The sequence below is a fragment of the Morganella psychrotolerans genome, from assembly GCF_965118875.1.
In the GTDB taxonomy this organism is placed as follows: domain Bacteria; phylum Pseudomonadota; class Gammaproteobacteria; order Enterobacterales; family Enterobacteriaceae; genus Morganella; species Morganella psychrotolerans_C.
In genome coordinates this window covers 158574-172851 of record NZ_CBCPJD010000011.1, presented here as the reverse complement: position 1 = coordinate 172851, position 14278 = coordinate 158574, and the positions used below count along the sequence as shown (strand labels likewise).

Sequence of the window (14278 nt, the reverse complement as noted above, 5' to 3'; positions counted from 1 at the left end):
TGAGTATTGCTGTTTTATTCGCTGAAAATCAGCGGAACGTAAAATTTTACATTTAAATACAGTAACAAATATTTATTCTCTTATATGCGGTCACGGATGCGCCGTATAATCTGAAAAGGAATCAAAACCTCGTTTTCTTATAAGGAGAACAGCGGTGAATGATTTATTTTTATTATTAATTAAGTAGTTACATATTTCACTATCTGTATTTCCGGTTGTGCGTACGCGCATGTCCGGCGGTCAGTGATGTGTTACGCCTGAAAGGTAAGATATTTTTATTTCCGGCGGATATACACTGAAACAAAAAACGGAAACTACGGTGATACGGAGAAATCAATCATTCCGCTCCCGTGTTTTTATGGCGTTGTTTTTAATAGCCGGTTTTCAATCCATTGTGGAGGCACTATGCAATTAACCCCGAGAGAAGTTGAAAAACTAATGATTTATACCCTGGCCGATGTCGCACAGCGACGCCGGGACCGGGGCGTAAAACTGAATTACCCGGAAGCCGTCGCGATTATTACGGTGACTGCCCTGGAAGGCGCCCGTGATGGCAAAACAGTGGAAGATGTGATGAAGGAAGCTGCCACGGTTCTGACCAGAGCCGATGTGATGGAAGGCGTTGATGATTTGATCCCGAATGTTCAGGTTGAGGCCATTTTTACAGACGGCAGCCGCCTGGTCACTGTTCATAACCCAATCAAGTAAACGCATAAAAAAGTGAGGTTTCTGATTATGAGCAATACAAAACAACCGACGCCATTAGGCGGAGTCATTTTTGCGGATACCCCGATTGAATTTAATACCGGCAAACCGGAAACAAAAATTAAGGTTCGCAATACCGGTGACCGCCCTATCCAGATTGGCTCACATTTTCACTTTTTTGAAGTCAACCATGCACTGGAATTTGATCGCGAAGCGGCTTACGGCAAGCGTCTGAATATTTCATCAACGACGGCTATCCGTTTTGAACCGGGCGATGAAACCGAAGTGTCACTGATTCCTTACGGCGGCAAACAGACGGTTTACGGGTTTAACAACCTGGTGGACGGCTGGACCGGAACAAATGTCAACAGCAGCGAACGTCCGGCAAAAGTGATTGCACTGAACAATGCGGTTGCCCGGGGTTTCAGCCATAAAGCGCAAGAGAAAAAGTAATTCTCCGTACTTATGATTTCCCGGCTGTGATGCGAAAGCATCCTGAATAGAAAAGGAACATGTTATGCCACAGATCTCCAGACAAGAATATTGCGGTTTGTTCGGACCGACAACAGGGGACAAAATCCGCCTGGGTGATACCGATCTCTATATCGAAATTGAAAAAGACTTACGCGGCTACGGCGAAGAATCTGTCTATGGCGGGGGGAAATCCCTGCGTGACGGGATGGGCGCAAACAACACCCTGACCAGTGACAATGGTGTACTCGATCTGGTTATCACTAACGTGACAATTGTTGATGCCAAATTAGGTGTTATCAAAGCAGACGTTGGTGTGAAAGACGGCAAAATAGTCGGTATCGGTAAGAGCGGAAACCCGAATCTCCAGGACGGTATTACCCCGGGCATGGTTGCCGGTGTGTCGACAGATGCAATCTCCGGCGAGCATCTGATCCTGACGGCTGCGGGTATTGATACGCACATCCACCTGATTTCACCACAGCAGGCGTATGCAGCGCTGTCCAACGGCGTTACCACCTTCTTCGGCGGTGGTATCGGGCCGACAGACGGCACCAACGGGACAACCGTTACCGCAGGGCCGTGGAATATCCGCGCCATGCTGCGCTCACTGGAAGGTCTGCCGGTCAACGTCGGGATGCTCGGCAAAGGTAACTCGTTTGCCCGTGATCCGCTGGTTGAACAGATTATTGCCGGTGTTGCCGGTCTGAAAGTTCACGAAGACTGGGGTGCGACGTCCAACTCACTGCGTCATGCCCTGCGCGTGGCTGATGACTATGATATCCAGGTCTCCGTCCACACCGACAGCCTGAACGAAGGCGGCTATGTGGAAGATACCATCGAGGCCTTTGAAGGCCGTACTATCCACACATACCACACCGAAGGCGCAGGCGGCGGTCACGCCCCTGACATTATCAAAGTGGTCAGCCAGCCGAACGTGCTGCCTAGCTCAACGAACCCTACACTGCCGTACGGGGTCAACAGCCAGGCAGAACTTTTCGACATGATTATGGTGTGCCATAACCTGAACCCGAACGTGCCTGCGGATGTCTCTTTTGCAGAAAGCCGTGTGCGTCCGGAAACTATCGCTGCAGAAAACGTCCTGCACGATATGGGGGCAATCTCCATGTTCTCCAGTGACTCTCAGGCGATGGGACGTGTTGGTGAGAACTGGCTGCGCATTGTCCAGACTGCAAATGCGATGAAAGCATCTCGCGGTAAACTGCCGGAAGATGCGGCGGGGAATGATAACTTCCGTGTACTGCGCTATGTGGCAAAAATTACGATCAATCCGGCTATTGCGCAGGGGATCAGTCATGTGCTCGGATCGATTGAAGTGGGCAAAATGGCAGATCTGGTGCTGTGGGATCCGCGTTTCTTTGGCGCCAAACCAAAACTGGTTATCAAAGGCGGCATGATCAACTGGGCGGCAATGGGTGATCCGAATGCCTCTCTGCCGACTCCGCAGCCGGTCTTCTATCGTCCGATGTTCGGTGCGATGGGTAAAACCCTGCAGGATACCTGTGTGACCTTTGTATCTCAGGCGGCGCTGGATGACGGCGTGAAAGAGAAAGCAGGTCTGGAGCGTCAGGTTATGGCGGTTCAGGGATGCCGGACAACCTCTAAACGTGACCTGGTCCGTAACGGTGAAATGCCGGATATTGAAGTAGACCCGGAAACGTTTGCCGTGAAAGTGAACGGGGAGCATGCAACTTGTCAGCCGATTTCGGTGGCAGCGATGAACCAGCGCTATTTCTTCGGTTAACAACGTCAGGCTTGATTGACACCCCCGGCAGGCAGATATCTGCCTGCCGGGCATAATAAAAAGGTAATTTCATGATCCTCATTGAGCACATTCTCGGTAACGTCAGAAAAGAAACGGCGTGGGCTGAAAAAGCGAATGATATGACGGTGGATATGCTGATTCTTGATCAGCGGGAAGCTCAGAAAAGCCGCTGCCGTAAACATACCCAAAACGGGCTGGATCTCGGGATCGCATTAGATCGCAATGTTCTGCTGTCTGACGGCGATGTTATCTATACCGATGATGCAACAAATACCATGGTGGTGGTTCAGATTGATCTGCGCGATGTGATGGTTATTGACCTTCAGCGCCTGCAGGGCAGTACGCCGTCAGAGCAAATCCGCATCAGTTTCGAACTGGGACATGCGCTCGGCAACCAGCACTGGAAAGCCGTGATTAAAGAAAACAAAGTCTATGTTCCGCTGACCGTCAGTGAAAAAGTGATGGAGTCGGTCATGCGCACTCATAATTTTGGCAATGACACATTTGCATTTGTAAAAGGCGAAACCATTCTGCCGATTCTGACAAATTCAGAGTCCCGTCTGCTGTTCGGCGGGGCCGAAGAAACAGATATCCATGTGCATGTTGCTCATCATCCGCGTCACGATCACAACCATGATCACGGGGACGGGCACAGTCACGATCATAATCACGATCATGGTCACGGGCATGACCACGATCATGACCATAAGCACTGATCAATCAGACGGGAGGGTAAGTAAGATGAAAGCGTCTGATCTTATCCGGATCATGCAGTTCGGTGATTCTGCACTTCCTGTCGGTGCCTTTACCTTCTCAAACGGGGTGGAATCGGCGATCCAGACAGGCGTTGTGCACAATGCAGAAACGCTGAAAGGCTTTGTCCGCACAGCACTGAAACAAGCAGCAAATGGTGACGGCATTGCCGTTGTCGCGGCACACCGCGCAGTAATGGCAGAGGATAACGAGGCTATTATGCAGGTGGACAGGGCGGTAAATAACCGCAAACTAAATGAAGAAGCCCGCCTGATGGCAACGCGGATGGGCAAAAAACTGGCAGAAATATCTATCCATATTTTTGATAATCCGACTATTTCCTGGTGGCTGGCACAGATTAAAAGTGGTGCTACGCCGGGAACGCTGCCGGTCACCCAGGCGATGGTGATGGCCGTGCAGGGGATCGGTGAGCGAGAAGTGGTGGTGATGCACCAGTACGGAATTGCGATGACTATCCTCAGTGCGGCAATGCGCCTGATGCGGATCACTCACTTTGAAACACAGCATATTTTATTCGAACTGAACAACGACATTGAGGCGTTTTGTGATATCGCAGCCTGCGGAGACATTGAACAGATGTCCTCGTATGTGCCGGTCATTGATGTCCTTGCAGCGGTTCATACCAAATCTTTTGTCCGCCTGTTTATGAACTAACAGGCGGCTGACTTATTTTTAGGGAGTTATTCATGAAAAAAATGACACGGATCGGAATCGGTGGCCCGGTAGGATCAGGCAAAACAGCAATTATTGAAGTGATCACTCCGATCCTTATTGAACGCGGGATCAAACCCTTAATCATCACTAACGACATTGTGACCACAGAAGATGCAAAACAGGTTAAACGCACACTGAAGGGGATCCTCGACGAAGAAAAAATCCTCGGCGTGGAAACCGGCGCTTGTCCGCACACTGCGGTGCGCGAAGATCCGAGTATGAACATTGCCGCTGTGGAAGATATGGAAGAACGCTTCCCGGACAGTGATGTCATCATGATTGAGAGCGGCGGCGACAACCTGACGCTGACCTTCAGCCCGGCGCTGGCGGACTTTTACATCTATGTTATCGATGTGGCTGAAGGTGAGAAAATTCCGCGTAAAAACGGTCCGGGACTGGTACAGGCGGATATCCTCGTCATCAATAAAATCGACCTTGCGCCATATGTCGGTGCAAGTCTTGATGTGATGGAAAGCGACACTAAAGTGGTGCGCGGCAACCGTCCTTATATCCTGACCAACTGCAAAACCGGTGAGGGTATTGTTGAGCTGGTGGATATGATCATGGATAAATTCCTGTTTACACATCAGGTGGCAGGAGCAAAAGCATGACACAACTGAGGGCTGAGATTACCGGGACGCCAACACGTCTGCGGGCTCATCTCTTAGGGGAAAAGGCGCCGGAAATGGGGCCTTACCAGGATGAGCCGAAGCAGATGCAAAGTGGTGCGATCGGAAAGAGCGGTTATCTGAAACTGCGGTTTGCCAAACGCGAATACCGCAGCGAACTGGCGGAAATGGAACGCCGGGTCCCGTCTCTGGTACAGCGGGCGCTGTACTGGGACGAACTGATGCCGCAAATGCCGTGTGTAACCATGATTTCAACCTCCGGTTGCCTGTTACAGGGCGACCGGCAGGCGCTGGATCTGATTGTGGAGGAGGGCGCGTGTGCGCATGTCACTACGCAATCCGCCACTAAAATCCACATGATGGAAGCGAACTACGCCACCCAATATCAGAATGTGGTGGTGGAAGCGGGCGGCTATCTGGAGTTTCTGCCGGATCCGATAATTCCGCACCGTACGGCGCGTTTTATTACAGACACGCACATTACGATTGATCCGACGGCAACCCTGATCTATTCCGAGATCCTGATGTCCGGGAGAAAATATCACCATCCTGACGAGCAGTTCGGGTTTGATATTTTCTCCTCAAAGATCCGGGCACAAGATCCTGACGGAAAAGAGTTATTCGTTGAAAAATATGTGCTGGAGCCTAAAAAAGAGCCGCTGAATGTAGTGGGTGTGATGGGTGGGTTTGACGTGTTCGGTAATGTTATTTTACTGACACCGAAAGAGCATCATGCCCGGATACTGGAGCGTCTGGAAGCGCGTTATAACACAGATGAAGAGGTTGCGTTCGGGGCAACACAATTACCCAATGAATGCGGATTGGTGTTTAAAGTGCTGGGCGTGGACAGCCCGAAAACTAAAGAAGCGGTCCGTTACTTCTGGCAGATAGCCCGGGAAGAGATCCTGGGCGTAACACTGCAAAAGCCGTTCTTGTGGCGCTGAAGCGTCATATGATGATATCGGTGGTTACTCAGGGGATTGATTGTGGTGGTCATAATCAATCCCTTTATATGATTCACTTTCGGGAGCAAAACTATGGCAGATTCAACAATCAGCCTGAACGGCTGGAATAAACTGGCGGGCTCCAATCCTGTCATCCATTTTATTGATATTACGTTGCGTGGTTGCGCGCAGGTGATGTTTCAGAATAACCCGCTGACCGGATTATTCTTTTTTGCAGCCATTTTTACCGGCGCTTACAGTGAAGGTCTTCCGGCGGTCGCCTGGGGCTGTCTGCTGGGAACAGTTGTATCGACGCTGACGGCGTATATCAGCAAGCTGGATACCGGCTCACTGAGTGCCGGGCTATATGGCTACAACGGCTGTCTGGTCGGGGTGGCGTTGCCGACTTTCCTGGAAAATACCCCGTTTATGTGGGCATCTATAGTTCTCGGCAGTATTGTCGCGGTGATCGCGACTATCTCCCTGACGGATTTTCTGAAAAACTGGAAAGTTGCTGCACTCACCGCACCTTTTGTGCTGGTGACCTGGACTATCCTGCTGGCAAGTTACAGTTTCTTCGGGATTAAAGGCGTCAGTCTGCCTGCACCTGCATTACCGGATCAGTATGTCGCGCCGATTGCCGGTATTCCGTACTCTGACCTTATCCCGGATATCTTCCGTGGTGTATCGGAAGTATTCCTGCTGAGCAGTATTACTGTCGGTGTGCTGTTTGTTATCGGGCTTGCGGTAAGCTCTCTTTGGGCGGCGGTATTTGCTGTGCTGGGATCGTTGCTGGCCTTTGGTGTTGCCTCCTTCCTGAAAGCAGATTTCGGCAGTGTTCATACCGGACTTTACTCTTTCAGTGCCGTATTAACGGCGATCGCACTGGGATCGACCTTTAATAAACCCAGTTTCAAAGTGCTGGTCTATACCATCGTGGGCGTGATTTTTACAGTTTTTGTGCAGGGGGCACTGGACGTGGTATTAACACCATTCGGGATCCCGACACTGACAATGCCGTTTGTCCTGGCATCCTGGCTTTTTCTTGTGCCTAATCAGGATATTATGCCGGAACACCGTCAGTAGAAGGGGAGAAATATGCTGATTAATAAATTGATGGCAGGGGCGCGCGGATTGCTGAATCTGAGAGTGATCCTGTCGTTACTGCTGTTGGCTGACGGAATAATGATTCTGTCGCCGGTTCTGTTTTCCTACACCGGCGATATTGCCTGGCAGGATGGCGGTTTCACGGCGTGGCTGCAATCCCTCGGATTTATGAAGCTGCTGGATATTCCCCGCTTTATTATGGGATTGCTGCTGGTGCTGCTGTCACTGCTGATGCTGACCGGGGCGCGTATCGCGTGGCTGTTCTCCCTGTTCATTCTGCTGATAATGTCGCTGCTGGATCTGGGACTGGCGCGTGAATACTCAGGGCAGGGCTATTTTTCTCTGGCACTTTTGATTGCTGCCGGCTGCCTGTGGCGGAAATTCCCGCTTCACAGTCTGACCAGCGCCGGGGTTGTTGCGATAAGCAGCGTTATCCTGCTGGTGGTCTATTCCGTGTTCGGCACACTGTATCTCGGTAACGAGTTCCAGCCTCATGTGACGGATATCTCCTCGGCGTTCTATTTTGCTCTGGTCTGTATGACAACCGTCGGATTCGGGGATATTATCCCGATCAGCACAGAAGCGCGGATGTTTACCCTGACGGTGGTTGTTTTCGGGATCACTATCTTTACCACATCCATTGTCTACATTGTGGGTGTTGTTCTGCGCGGCACGCGTGAGATTGTCAAAAAGAGGTTGTTACACATGAAAGAGCACTATGTTGTCATCGGCGCGAACCCGCTGGCGGTCAATCTTTATAAAGGGCTGAAAAAACGCGGACTGGAAGCGGTTGTTATCTGTACGGCTGATCAGAAAACGCATTTCCCGGACGGCACGATTGCCGTGATCGGTGACGGCGCGGATGCTGCCACACTGGGCAGCGCCAATGTAAAAGATGCGCGCTGTGTTATGGCGGTCAGTGACAGTGATGCGGACAACACATTTACCTTGCTGGCAGTGAAACAGCTTGCCGGGGAAGGCGTGAAAACAGTGACAATTGTGAATCAGGAAGAGAACCGCGGCAAAATGCGCCTGCTGCATGCGGATATGTCATTCTCCCTGTCACAGCTTGGCAGTGAAGTGCTGATGAAAATGCTGTGCGGTGAAAATATTGATAACAATGTGATGGCTGATATTTTATTAGCCAAAACGCCGTAAGCAGATCTGCCGGTGAAACATAAACATAAAAACATTAATCTGAGCCACGGGATTTCCCGTGCTCAGTCATTCTTTTATACCAGATTTAAGCAGTTGCACGGCATGCGTATCGCACTGGCCTTTACACTGACGTTTCTGGTGTTCAGAGAAATGCACAGCGATAAACTTGATTACATCATCATGACACTCATTTCTATCCTGATGCCGATGCCGTACTGGGGAAATGTGTTGATCCGCTCCATGCAGCGCACCCTCGGGACCATTATCGGTTCACTGGCCGGGATGTTGCTGCTGTATACGGAAACCCACTCTTTCCCGCTGATGCTGGCGCTGGCGACAGTCGCGATGTTTATCTGCGGGTTGATAGCGCTGGGTAAAAATATGTATGTGGGAATGCTTATCGGCATGACCATCAGTATTGTTGCCACCGCCCCGGTCGGGGATATGGACTCTGCACTAATCCGCTCGGCACAGACGGTCGGCGGTTCTGTCCTGGCGCTGGTTTTCTCTGCTATCCTGCCGCTGAAAGGTTTTGTTTTCTGGCGTATGAATATCAGTAAAATTCTGCATGACACGGCACGGCTTTATGATGAGCACATTATGAAACTGACCGTCACTGATCCGGATAAGTGGGATAATCAGCTCAAAGACACATTGTCCACCTTACTTGCCTGTAACACCTATATTGCACCGTCGGCAAAAGAAACCCATGTGCCGGCGGCGACATTTTCTGCCATCCATGGGCGGATCAGGCGGCTGGTGGCGATCCTCGAACTGCTGACCGATACATTCAGCAAAAATTATTTCAGCCATGCACTGAATACAGAAAATCCGTACATTGTGCAGTTGCAGAAAAGCAACAGTGCAATAATGAAGATCCTCGCGGATATTTTTGTGCAGGGGAAAGATAATGATAAACTTGCACACCTTCAGGCGCTGCGGGCGACCACACATGAACTGCACCAGAAAATTAATGCACAGCCGGAAAGTAACACATCCGATGCGATGATGGTCGGGATGAGTGTGGAAGTGATCAAGCTGCTGGATGAGATATGTGGCCTGGTACAAATTGATATTTCAAAGCAGATACTTAAATAAGGTTTTTTTATGTTGAATGTGATCCTCAGTATTTCCGCAGGATCAGTGCTCGGCGGCCTGGGGCGCTGGGTGTTGAGTAATAAATTTAACCCGGTTCTGGCAATGATGCCGCTGGGAACGTATCTTGCGAATATTATTGCCGGTTACATTATCGGGCTGGCGGTGGCCTTTTTCGCCTCACACCCGACGTTGCCCGCAGAATGGCGCTTGTTTATTGTCACCGGTTTTTGCGGCGCGCTGTCTACATTCTCCACCTTCTCGCTGGAAATCGTCCAGGCGTTCCAGGCCGGGCGCATTCACCACGGTATGGCAGAGATTGTGCTGCATGTGGCAAGCTCCCTGCTGATGACTTACCTCGGCCTGCTCACCTGGCAGATGCTACAGCAGCGGTAGCGTTACTCTTTCTTATCTTCCGGCTTCTTCTCCGGGGTCTCTTCATCATTTTTCAGATTGGCGGTCAGGAGATAGAGTGACTGCTGCCAGCGGCTTGGTGTCAGTTGCAGCAGGTTATTGGCCAGCACAAAACCAATCGCCAGCGCCAGCAGTAACATCACGCGCAGCAGGTTGGTGGTATTATCCACCTGCGTGGATTCTGTCGCCAGGCGGTGGGTGTCGATAGTCAGGCGCAAAAAGCCTTTCGGCCCGTTTTTACCCGGAATGGTAGCGACAATCTGATGATTGAAATAGCTGCCTGCTTTCTGTCCGTCCAGCGCCAGCCGGTCGCGGACTGTAATATTTTCGCCGGTTGTGGCTATCTGAACCCCGTCATCCTGATACACTGTGGCATCCAGAATGCGGCTGTTAGTTGTCAGTTGCGCTAAATTTGCCGTGATCTGTTTCTTATTGAGAACTTTCCCGTTATCGTCTATAGCATCGGAAAGGTTAAATGCCACTTGTTGTGCCAGCGAATAGGCCAGTTCATTAAACTGTTCCATCGACGATTGCTGATGCACGCGGCTGAAATAGGAAACGCCCTGTAACAGGCAGACCATCAGGGCGAGACAAATCAGAATAATAGCTGTCTTATGCAGCCGGAATGTTAACTTCGTTTTGGCCATTTTTTATCCGTTTTTCTGTTGTCGTCATCATATTGCCAGAAGCGATGCTGTCAGGATAGCCGGAAACCAACATTTTTGTCCGCTACCATCATGAATATTATCAGAGATTATAGGAGTATCTGTTGATGTCGACGAGTCTGACCTACTGTTATTTGCCGAATGAAATCCATAAGTGGCCGGGTCTCCCGCTCTCTCTGAGCGGCGACGAAGTGATGCCGCTGGATTACCGGGCGGGTGACAGCGGCTGGCTGTTATACGGGCGCGGGCTGGATAAAGCGCGGATTAGCGACTTTCAGCATCGTCTGGGTGCGGCTATCGTGGTGGTGTCATCATGGCGGATCGATGATTACCAGGTGGTGCGGATAGCGGGTAGTCTGAGCGGACGCATTAAGCGTGTGGCGGATGAATTTCAGATGGATGTCGTACCATTAGGCAATATCCCGAAACTGCGTTCACCGGGCTTACTGATGATGGATATGGACTCCACGGCGATTCAGATTGAATGTATTGATGAAATTGCCCGCCTGGCAGGGGTCGGTGATGAAGTCGCTGATGTTACAGAAAGAGCCATGCTGGGTGAACTGGATTTCAGCGAAAGCCTGAAAGCGCGTGTCGGCCTGCTTGCCGGCGCGGACGCCAACATTTTACAGCAGGTTCTGGATAATCTGCCGCTGATGCCCGGGCTGACCAGTCTGGTGCGTAAACTCCAGGCAATGGACTGGCATGTGGCTATTGCCTCCGGCGGATTCACCTTTTATGCCAATCACCTGAAAGACTCTCTGCGCCTGATTGCGGTGTATGCTAATCAGCTGGAGGTCAAAGACGGCAAACTGACCGGAAAAGTGAAAGGTCCTATAGTGGATGCAAAATACAAAGCTCAGGCGCTGCTCAAACTGGCCGCGTTTCTTAATATTCCGGTTGAGCAGACAGTGGCGATTGGTGATGGCGCTAATGATTTGAAAATGCTGAAAAAAGCGGGTCTCGGTATTGCGTTTCATGCCAAGCCGAAAGTCTATGCGCGGGCAAAAGTGGCTATTCGTCACGCCGATTTAATGGGGGTGATGTGTACCCTGAGTGGCGGACTTAAACACGAAGAACGTTAATTAATCAGTTATTACGGGGTCACGAGTGGCAAAACCAGCAAAACGCGCCTTTGTCTGTAATGAATGCGGGGCAGATTATCCCCGCTGGCAGGGGCAGTGTACCGCGTGTCAGGCGTGGAATACCATCACGGAAATCCGGCTTGCGGCCGCCTCCTCTTCCTCTGCGGCGCGGGCAGAGCGCCTCAGTGGTTATGCGGGGCAGGGTGGGATCAGTAAAGTTCAGAAGCTGTCTGATATCAGCCTGGAAGAGCTGCCGCGTTTCTCTACCGGCTTCAAAGAATTTGACCGCGTTCTGGGCGGTGGTGTGGTGCCCGGCAGTGCGATTCTGATCGGCGGGAATCCCGGAGCCGGGAAAAGTACCCTGCTGTTACAGACCATGTGCCAGCTCGCGTCACAAATGAAAACCCTGTACGTCACCGGGGAAGAGTCCTTACAGCAGGTCGCTATGCGCGCGCATCGTCTCGCGTTGCCGATGGACAACCTCAATATGCTGTCAGAAACAGCGATTGAACAAATTTGCCTGATCGCAGACCAGGAACAGCCTAAACTGATGGTGATCGACTCCATCCAGGTGATGCACATGGCAGATATCCAGTCGTCACCCGGCAGTGTGGCACAGGTGCGTGAAACAGCGGCTTACCTGACGCGCTTTGCCAAAACCCGGGGCGTGGCAATTATCATGGTGGGTCATGTGACCAAAGACGGCTCACTGGCGGGGCCTAAAGTGCTGGAGCACTGTATTGACTGTTCGGTGATGCTCGACGGTGAATCGGATTCACGCTTTCGCACATTGCGCAGCCACAAAAACCGCTTTGGTGCGGTGAATGAGCTGGGTGTTTTCGCCATGACTGAGCAGGGGCTGCGTGAGGTGAGTAATCCCTCCGCAATTTTCCTGAGCCGGGGTGATGAAATTACCTCCGGCAGTTCGGTGATGGTGGTCTGGGAAGGAACACGTCCGCTGCTGGTGGAAATTCAGGCGCTGGTAGATCACTCGATGATGTCAAATCCGCGTCGCGTGGCTGTGGGTCTGGAGCAAAACCGGCTGGCTATCCTGCTGGCGGTATTACACCGCCACGGCGGGTTGCAGATGTCTGATCAGGATGTCTTCGTCAATGTGGTCGGCGGGGTGAAAGTGACAGAAACCAGTGCGGATCTGGCATTGCTGCTCTCACTGGTGTCGAGTTTTCGTAATCGTCCTATCCCGCGTGATGTCGTTATTTTCGGGGAAGTCGGGCTGGCAGGGGAAATCCGGCCGGTACCGAGCGGGCAGGAACGTATTGCTGAAGCCGCCAAACACGGATTTAAACGGGCGATTGTGCCGAATGCCAACTGTCCGAAAAACCCACCGGCGGGCATGCAGGTCTTCGGCGTGAAAAAACTGGCAGATGCATTATCCGTTCTGGATGAGCTGGAATAGAGAGGCGTGAATGACTGATTTTTCCTATCTGAAGCACGCCATTAAACAGGCGGGTCTGACACTGCAACAACTGGCAGACCAGTGCGGTGTGACCAAAGGCTATCTCAGCCAGCTGATTAATAACAAAATCAAAAGCCCGGGCGGACAGAAAATGGCAGATCTGCACAGTGCGCTGGGGCTGGATTATCCGCTGCAAAAAAAACGTGTCGGCGTGGTGTTTGGTAAATTTTACCCGCTGCACACCGGACATATCTATCTTATCCAGCGGGCATGCAGTCAGGTGGATGAGCTGCATGTGATCCTCTGTCATGATGAACCACGTGATAAAGCCTTGTTTATCAACAGTTCCATGTCACAGCAACCGACAGTCAGTGATCGCCTGCGCTGGTTGTTGCAGACGTTTAAATATCAGAAAAATATCCGCATCCACTCCTTTGATGAACATGCTTATGACCCGTATCCTCACGGCTGGGAGCACTGGAGTCAGGGGGTGTGTCAGTTTATGCAGGAGAAAGGAATTGCCCCTGACTTCATTTATTCAGGTGAAAAAGCGGATGTTCCGCGCTACCGCGAATCGTTTGGTATTGAAACGGTACTGATCGATCCGGAACGCAGCTTTATGAATATCAGCGGACGGCAAATCCGCCGGGCGCCTTTCCGCTACTGGGATTACATTCCGACAGAGGTTAAACCTTTCTTTGTGCGCACGGTTGCGGTGCTCGGCGGGGAATCCAGCGGAAAATCCACCCTGGTCAACAAACTGGCAAATATGTTTAACACCACCAGTGCATGGGAATACGGACGTGATTATGTTTTTTCCCATCTGGGCGGGGATGAAATGGCGCTGCAATATTCAGACTATGATAAAATTGCATTAGGTCATGCGCAATACATTGATTTTGCTGTTAAATATGCGAATAAAGTCGCGTTTGTAGATACTGATTTTGTTACAACTCAGGCATTTTGCCGGCGCTATGAAGGCAAAGATCATCCGTTCGTTCAGGCACTGATTGCTGAATACCGTTTTGATCTGGTTATTCTGCTGGAAAATAACACGCCGTGGGTGGCGGATGGCTTACGCAGCCTGGGCAGTGATAATGATCGCATGGCGTTTCAGACACTGCTTATCGGGATGCTCAGAGATAACGGTATCAAATTTGTGCATGTGACCTCTTCCGATTATGACACCCGTTTTCTGGAGTGTGCGGAGCTGGTACAGCGTCTGCTGATGCTGGATACCCCGGAAGTCCGGGATGGTGATCGGACGAATAGTTGATGCAGATAACAGTTTTGCTTCAATATTGATTTTTTTAT

At 51.0% G+C, this 14278-nt stretch carries 15 protein-coding genes; 14 read left to right on the top strand and 1 reads right to left on the bottom strand.

The window, feature by feature from the left end; translation table 11 throughout:
- The first annotated feature begins 405 nt into the window (after nucleotides 1-405).
- The 11 genes from ACMHKJ_RS12865 to crcB all read left to right on the top strand — a co-directional run bounded on the left by ACMHKJ_RS12865 (nucleotide 406) and on the right by crcB (nucleotide 9779).
- Nucleotides 406-708 carry an urease subunit gamma gene (locus ACMHKJ_RS12865; protein WP_067369547.1) on the top strand — a complete coding sequence of 101 codons (303 nt, stop codon included), beginning with the start codon at nucleotides 406-408 and terminating at the stop codon, nucleotides 706-708.
- A gap of 27 nt (nucleotides 709-735) precedes the next feature.
- Entirely contained in the window at nucleotides 736-1158 is a 423-nt protein-coding gene (locus ACMHKJ_RS12860) for an urease subunit beta (protein ID WP_067369545.1), read from the top strand.
- Nucleotides 1159-1222: 64 nt separating this feature from the next.
- Entirely contained in the window at nucleotides 1223-2941 is a 1719-nt protein-coding gene (locus ACMHKJ_RS12855; RefSeq protein ID WP_413494441.1) for an urease subunit alpha, read from the top strand.
- 71 nt (nucleotides 2942-3012) lie between these two features.
- On the top strand, nucleotides 3013-3678 hold the full coding sequence (locus ACMHKJ_RS12850; RefSeq protein WP_413494439.1) for an urease accessory protein UreE: 666 nt from the start codon (nucleotides 3013-3015) through the stop codon (nucleotides 3676-3678).
- A 25-nt stretch (nucleotides 3679-3703) separates the two neighbouring features.
- Nucleotides 3704-4390: an urease accessory protein UreF gene (locus ACMHKJ_RS12845; RefSeq protein ID WP_413494437.1), complete on the top strand. Its 687-nt coding sequence runs from the start codon at nucleotides 3704-3706 to the stop codon at nucleotides 4388-4390.
- A gap of 32 nt (nucleotides 4391-4422) precedes the next feature.
- A complete protein-coding gene (ureG, locus tag ACMHKJ_RS12840; protein WP_150385044.1) occupies nucleotides 4423-5061 on the top strand; it encodes an urease accessory protein UreG in 639 nt (212 codons plus the stop codon).
- A complete protein-coding gene (locus ACMHKJ_RS12835; protein ID WP_413494435.1) occupies nucleotides 5058-6023 on the top strand; it encodes an urease accessory protein UreD in 966 nt (321 codons plus the stop codon). Before ureG ends, ACMHKJ_RS12835 begins: the two co-directional genes overlap by 4 nt.
- 93 nt (nucleotides 6024-6116) lie before the next feature.
- A complete protein-coding gene (gene yut / locus ACMHKJ_RS12830; protein ID WP_413494433.1) occupies nucleotides 6117-7109 on the top strand; it encodes an urea transporter in 993 nt (330 codons plus the stop codon).
- Between the two features lie 12 nt (nucleotides 7110-7121).
- The gene (locus ACMHKJ_RS12825) at nucleotides 7122-8288 is read left to right on the top strand and encodes an NAD-binding protein (protein ID WP_413494431.1); all 1167 of its coding nucleotides are present in this window, start codon (nucleotides 7122-7124) and stop codon (nucleotides 8286-8288) included.
- Between the two features lie 12 nt (nucleotides 8289-8300).
- A complete protein-coding gene (locus ACMHKJ_RS12820; RefSeq protein WP_413494429.1) occupies nucleotides 8301-9386 on the top strand; it encodes an FUSC family protein in 1086 nt (361 codons plus the stop codon).
- Between the two features lie 9 nt (nucleotides 9387-9395).
- Complete coding sequence (gene crcB, locus ACMHKJ_RS12815; protein WP_067369525.1) at nucleotides 9396-9779, top strand: fluoride efflux transporter CrcB; 384 nt, start codon at nucleotides 9396-9398, stop codon at nucleotides 9777-9779.
- Between the two features lie 2 nt (nucleotides 9780-9781).
- Here the strand turns inward: crcB and ACMHKJ_RS12810 are convergent, their stop codons facing one another.
- Nucleotides 9782-10444 (bottom strand): YtjB family periplasmic protein, encoded by a 663-nt coding sequence (locus ACMHKJ_RS12810; protein WP_067426168.1) that lies wholly within the window; start codon nucleotides 10442-10444, stop codon nucleotides 9782-9784.
- 125 nt (nucleotides 10445-10569) lie between these two features.
- Here ACMHKJ_RS12810 and serB point away from each other — a divergent pair, with 125 nt between their 5' ends.
- From serB to nadR, 3 genes are read left to right on the top strand one after another with little or no spacing between them, the layout of a single operon-like run.
- Nucleotides 10570-11547: a phosphoserine phosphatase gene (gene serB / locus ACMHKJ_RS12805; RefSeq protein ID WP_413494427.1), complete on the top strand. Its 978-nt coding sequence runs from the start codon at nucleotides 10570-10572 to the stop codon at nucleotides 11545-11547.
- A 25-nt stretch (nucleotides 11548-11572) separates the two neighbouring features.
- A complete protein-coding gene (radA, locus tag ACMHKJ_RS12800; protein ID WP_413494425.1) occupies nucleotides 11573-12964 on the top strand; it encodes a DNA repair protein RadA in 1392 nt (463 codons plus the stop codon).
- A gap of 10 nt (nucleotides 12965-12974) precedes the next feature.
- A complete protein-coding gene (gene nadR / locus ACMHKJ_RS12795) occupies nucleotides 12975-14240 on the top strand; it encodes a multifunctional transcriptional regulator/nicotinamide-nucleotide adenylyltransferase/ribosylnicotinamide kinase NadR (RefSeq protein ID WP_413494423.1) in 1266 nt (421 codons plus the stop codon).
- Nucleotides 14241-14278: the final 38 nt, after the last annotated feature.

Bases quoted from the DNA above. Each gene is read 5' to 3' on its own strand.
- ACMHKJ_RS12845 (WP_413494437.1), top strand. From the start codon at position 3,704: ATGAAAGCGTCTGATCTTATCCGGATCATGCAGTTCGGTGATTCTGCA.
- serB (WP_413494427.1), top strand. From the start codon at position 10,570: ATGTCGACGAGTCTGACCTACTGTTATTTGCCGAATGAAATCCATAAG.
- yut (WP_413494433.1), top strand. From the start codon at position 6,117: ATGGCAGATTCAACAATCAGCCTGAACGGCTGGAATAAACTGGCGGGC.
- ACMHKJ_RS12810 (WP_067426168.1), bottom strand. From the start codon at position 10,444: ATGGCCAAAACGAAGTTAACATTCCGGCTGCATAAGACAGCTATTATT.
- ACMHKJ_RS12855 (WP_413494441.1), top strand. From the start codon at position 1,223: ATGCCACAGATCTCCAGACAAGAATATTGCGGTTTGTTCGGACCGACA.
- ACMHKJ_RS12865 (WP_067369547.1), top strand. From the start codon at position 406: ATGCAATTAACCCCGAGAGAAGTTGAAAAACTAATGATTTATACCCTG.
- ureG (WP_150385044.1), top strand. From the start codon at position 4,423: ATGAAAAAAATGACACGGATCGGAATCGGTGGCCCGGTAGGATCAGGC.
- ACMHKJ_RS12825 (WP_413494431.1), top strand. From the start codon at position 7,122: ATGCTGATTAATAAATTGATGGCAGGGGCGCGCGGATTGCTGAATCTG.
- ACMHKJ_RS12835 (WP_413494435.1), top strand. From the start codon at position 5,058: ATGACACAACTGAGGGCTGAGATTACCGGGACGCCAACACGTCTGCGG.
- ACMHKJ_RS12850 (WP_413494439.1), top strand. From the start codon at position 3,013: ATGATCCTCATTGAGCACATTCTCGGTAACGTCAGAAAAGAAACGGCG.
- ACMHKJ_RS12860 (WP_067369545.1), top strand. From the start codon at position 736: ATGAGCAATACAAAACAACCGACGCCATTAGGCGGAGTCATTTTTGCG.
- nadR (WP_413494423.1), top strand. From the start codon at position 12,975: ATGACTGATTTTTCCTATCTGAAGCACGCCATTAAACAGGCGGGTCTG.
- crcB (WP_067369525.1), top strand. From the start codon at position 9,396: ATGTTGAATGTGATCCTCAGTATTTCCGCAGGATCAGTGCTCGGCGGC.